The following is a 3,288-nucleotide window of genomic DNA, read 5'->3' as shown; positions in this document are numbered from 1 at the left end:
TCCCCCGTCAGGGGCTGAGAGCGGCCGCCACGTAACCGGACCGGCCGCCGGATACACAGAACTCCTGACACTCCCGGAAGTGGCCGCGTGCGCGCACCGTCCGTCGAAGCTTCGAGTTCAGCGCCTCGATCGGGTTCGTAACCGGTATGAGGATCTCGGTGCCGATGTCCGGCTGGGATCTTCGGAACCTGGTATATGCTGCGAGCATCCGGGACAGAGGCACCGGGAGCACGAAGGTGCGGGCAGGCCGATGCACACGATGAGCTGCGAGCTCGTGTTAGTAGCTGGCCGCCTCTGCGACTCGCCCGGTTGCGCCGAGAGCGCGAATCCGTAGTTGTCGTGTCGCCCGCCGCTCCCGCTGTTTTCAACTGGCAGGGGAGGCGCGCATGCGACGCGTGATTGGCATCGACATCCACCGGACCTTCGGGGAGGTTGGTGATCCGGGAGAATGGCCTGACCCGACACGAGGGCCGGATCGAGATGACCCGCACGGCCCTGGAGGGGTTCGGCAGACAGCTTTTGAAGACGGACGAAGTCGTGATCGAGGCGACCGGGAACTGCATGGCGGTCTCGCGCGTGCTGACGCCCTATGTGAAGCGGGTGGTGATCGCCAATCCGCTGCAAGTGAAGGCCATCGCCCATGCCCATGTGAAGACCGACAAGGTCGATGCAGGCACGCTGGCGAGCCTGCACGCTGCCGGCTACCTGCCGGAGATCTGGACCCCGGATGCGGCGACGGAGCGGATGCGCCGGCTCGTCGCGCGCCGCTATCAGGTCGTGCGGCACCGGACCCGGATCAAGAACGAGGTGCATTCCATCCTGCACGCACACCTGATCCCGAAATGCCCGCATGCCGATCTCTTCAACAAGCGCGGTCGCGACTGGCTTTCCCGTCAGCCGGTACCGGAGGACGAGCGGGCCGCAATCACGCGCCATGTCCGCGAACTGGACCGGCTCGGGGAGGATCTTGCCGTGCTCGATCGGGACATCGCTCAGGACGCGCTGGACGACGAGGCGATCCGACGGCTTCTGACCATCACCGGAGGCAATCTGGTCGAGGCGGCAGGACTGATGGCGGCGATCGGCAGCATCGACCGGTTCAGCTCTCCGCAGAAACTGGTGAGCTACTTCGGCTTGAACCCGCGGGTCCGCCAGTCCGGTCTCGGCGCCGCCCACCACGGTCGCATCAGCAAGGCCGGGCGCAGCCACGCGCGTGCCATGCTGGTCGAGGCCGCCTGGGCAGCGGCGAAGGCGCCGGGGCCGTTGCGCGCCTTCTTCATCCGCGTCCGGGCGCGCCGTGGCCATCAGATCGCCGCTGTCGCCGTGGCGCGCAAGCTGGCCGCACTCTGCTGGCACATGCTAACGAAGCAGGAGGACTACCGCTGGTCCCGCCCCAGCCTCGTCGCTCACAAGCGCCGGTCCATGGAACTGGCGGCCGGCCAGCCGCAGAAGAAGGGCAACAGGCGGGGCGCAACCTACGCCTACAACGTGAAGGAAATGCGCCATCAGGAGATGCAGATCGCCGAGCGCGCGCAGGAGAGCTACGAGCGCCTCGTCGCCGCCTGGCGCTCGCATCCGTCAACGAACGGCGGATATGCGGCCGCCTCAAACCGGCAGGGACTGAACAGGCTGCCCGGCGGCGCTTCCAGCTGACGCGCCACGCTTCGCCACGAGGTCGACCGCACGACAGAAGAGTAGTGGAAACGTGCAGGAAAGTCTTGTCGATCCCATCCGTGGTGTAGATGATCCGGCGCACACCCTCGGGAAATGCGAAGAACGGGATGACCGGATCCCGGTTCCGCCGCCATGCGGGGCCGATCGCGGGGTATTTCGTACCCCACGGGCCGTCCTCGAAGGCGTCCCGTGACAAGGCGGCTGCATCGGCGTCCCTGACCCGGTAGACGGTCCTGAGCGATCGGGGACCAGAGCAGGATCGGACGATCGGCGAGGGCGGGAGCGCCGATCCCGATGCGCAAGACCCGCGCCAGGCATGCCCCCGATGCGGCGGTGCGATGGTAAGCATCCGGCGCAGGCCGCGGTCACGCGGCTCGGCGATGCTCTGAGAGCTGCCAGTTCCACGGGAGCAGGTTCGGCGCCTGCGAGGCGGTCATCTCGGGGAGCCGGCCGAGGACATCGGCCAACCAGGCCTGGGGATCGATGTCGTTCATCTTGGCGGTGAAGATCAGGGAATACATGAAGGCGGCGCGCGCGCCGCTGCGCTCGGAGCCGGCGAACAGCCATGACGTCCGTCCGAGGGCCGCGCCGCGCAGGGCGCGTTCCGCCGCGTTGATCGTCAGGCAGATCCGGTCGTCGTCGAGAAAGTGGGCGAAGGCTTCCCAGCGGTCTGCCTTGACCATGTAGGCGATCGCCTCGGCGACGGGGTTGTGCTTCGACATCGTGCCCTGTTCGGCGCGCATCCAGCCGTGGAGGTTGTCGACCAGCGGCCGGACGAGGCGCTGCCGCGCTTCGAGCCGCGCCGCGGCGTCCAGACCGTTGAGGCCGCGCTCCACGTCGAAGATCGCGTCGATCCGGGTCACGGCCTTCAACGCCACGGGCGATATGTCATGGGCGTGCTTCCCCTTCCGGATATTTCCCCTGATGTCGGCCAGTTCGAAGAACTTCCGGCGGGCGTGGCTCCAGCACAGTGCGCTGATGACCGGACCGCGATCGCGATCGCCGCGGTAGAGATCGTTGTATCCGCCATAGGCATCCATTGCCCGGCAATGGTTTGCTTGCAAACCATGAGAGGGGGCCTGGAGGACGCCCTGCCATCCCGAGAGATGCCGGTTGGGGTGGGCCATCTCTCTGTCTCGCGAGAAGTAGAACAGTGCCGCGGGCGGCGCGTCGCCGGCGAAGGGCCGGTCATCGCGGACTTGAGGCAGAGCCGGGCGGTCTTCGTTCCGCCCTTTGCCAGGAGCGGGACCGTGGTGTCATCCCCATGCAGCCGCTCAGCCCTCAGGACATGGTCGCGGATCAGCGCATGGACAGGCGCGAGCGCGGCGGCGCAGGCGCCAACCTGGTCGGCCAGGGTCGAGAGGCTGAGATCGACACCCTCCCGGGCATAGCGCTCGGCCTGCCGGTTCAGCGGCTGATGCTGGCCGCTCGCGGGGTCGCTCGGACCGGCGGCGCTTCCCCGCTCGCTCTCGAAAAGCATCATCGCCAGCAAGTTCGGGCCAGCCCATCCGCGCGGCGTTGCGTGGAACGGCGCAGGCGGTTGGCTGATTTTCTCGCAAGCCCGGCAAGTGAACTTCTCGCGGACGGTCTGGATCACCTTCCACTGTCGCGGAA

Annotated in this window: 1 protein-coding gene and 4 pseudogenes; 1 reads left to right on the top strand and 4 read right to left on the bottom strand. The window is 67.4% G+C overall.

What is annotated here, in order from left to right; translation table 11 throughout:
* Nucleotides 1-76: 76 nt before the first annotated feature.
* A pseudogene (locus Q1B08_RS21130) lies at nucleotides 77-151 on the bottom strand (transposase); the annotation flags it as partial.
* Between the two features lie 253 nt (nucleotides 152-404).
* Here Q1B08_RS21130 and Q1B08_RS21125 point away from each other — a divergent pair.
* A pseudogene (locus Q1B08_RS21125) lies at nucleotides 405-1,653 on the top strand (IS110 family transposase).
* A 67-nt stretch (nucleotides 1,654-1,720) separates the two neighbouring features.
* Here Q1B08_RS21125 and Q1B08_RS21120 read toward each other — a convergent pair.
* The 3 genes and pseudogenes from Q1B08_RS21120 to Q1B08_RS21115 form a co-directional block, all read right to left on the bottom strand.
* Nucleotides 1,721-1,915, bottom strand: a pseudogene (locus Q1B08_RS21120) (transposase); the annotation flags it as partial.
* Nucleotides 1,916-2,039: 124 nt separating this feature from the next.
* A complete protein-coding gene (locus Q1B08_RS22230; protein ID WP_366140086.1) occupies nucleotides 2,040-2,168 on the bottom strand; it encodes a transposase domain-containing protein in 129 nt (42 codons plus the stop codon).
* 12 nt (nucleotides 2,169-2,180) lie between these two features.
* Nucleotides 2,181-3,154 (bottom strand): annotated as a pseudogene (locus Q1B08_RS21115) (IS66 family transposase); the annotation flags it as partial.
* Nucleotides 3,155-3,288 lie beyond the last annotated feature (134 nt).

This window comes from uncultured Jannaschia sp. (assembly GCF_947494025.1).
Lineage (GTDB): Bacteria > Pseudomonadota > Alphaproteobacteria > Rhodobacterales > Rhodobacteraceae > Jannaschia.
Note: the sequence above shows the minus strand (reverse complement) of the source record. Positions and strands in the feature narration are given on the sequence as shown.

Bases quoted from the DNA above. Each gene is read 5' to 3' on its own strand.
- Q1B08_RS22230 (WP_366140086.1), bottom strand. From the start codon at position 2,168: ATGAACGACATCGATCCCCAGGCCTGGTTGGCCGATGTCCTCGGCCGG.